2 tRNA genes are annotated in these 606 nt (G+C 45.9%); both read right to left on the bottom strand.

What is annotated here, in order from left to right:
* Nucleotides 1-385: 385 nt before the first annotated feature.
* A tRNA-Ala gene (locus JWJ90_RS22875) sits at nucleotides 386-461 on the bottom strand.
* A gap of 28 nt (nucleotides 462-489) precedes the next feature.
* Nucleotides 490-567 (bottom strand) — tRNA-Ile (locus JWJ90_RS22880).
* Nucleotides 568-606: the final 39 nt, after the last annotated feature.

Below are 606 nucleotides of genomic sequence, written 5' to 3' on the forward strand. Positions count from 1 at the left end.
TTTCCACGTCCTTCATCGCCTCCTAGTGCCAAGGCATCCGCCGTCAGCCCTTAGTAGCTTAACCATAAGTCTTTTATAAACTAAGTTATAACTCTAAACGCTTAATTCTGTAATACACCGACTGTTAATGTGCACAAAGCCTAAGCCTTGCAAGCACCAATCGGGTTTACGATTTAGATACCCTGCTATTCAATTGTCAAAGATCTTCAAATGTTCTCATGCACGCCATCTTCGGTCATTTAAGACACATCGCAGAGCTTACTCTAGCGATGGGTCTTAAATGACCAAATCTGTCGCACCTGAAACCATTTGTATATTTAAAAGTTTAAAAGAAGATGATGAACATCAAAGATGTTCGCCATCTTGTCTTAGACTTCTAAAAGACTGGTGGAGGTGAACGGGATCGAACCGATGACCTCCTGCGTGCAAGGCAGGCGCTCTCCCAGCTGAGCTACACCCCCAACCTTTACGACTCGATCAAACTCTGCTTGGTGGGCCTAGGTGGACTTGAACCACCGACCTCACGCTTATCAGGCGTGCGCTCTAACCAAGCTGAGCTATAGGCCCAATGCCCTTGATCTCTCAAAACTGAACAGTATAGAGCGG

Source organism: Desulfobulbus rhabdoformis (assembly GCF_016919065.1).
GTDB lineage: Bacteria > Desulfobacterota > Desulfobulbia > Desulfobulbales > Desulfobulbaceae > Desulfobulbus > Desulfobulbus rhabdoformis.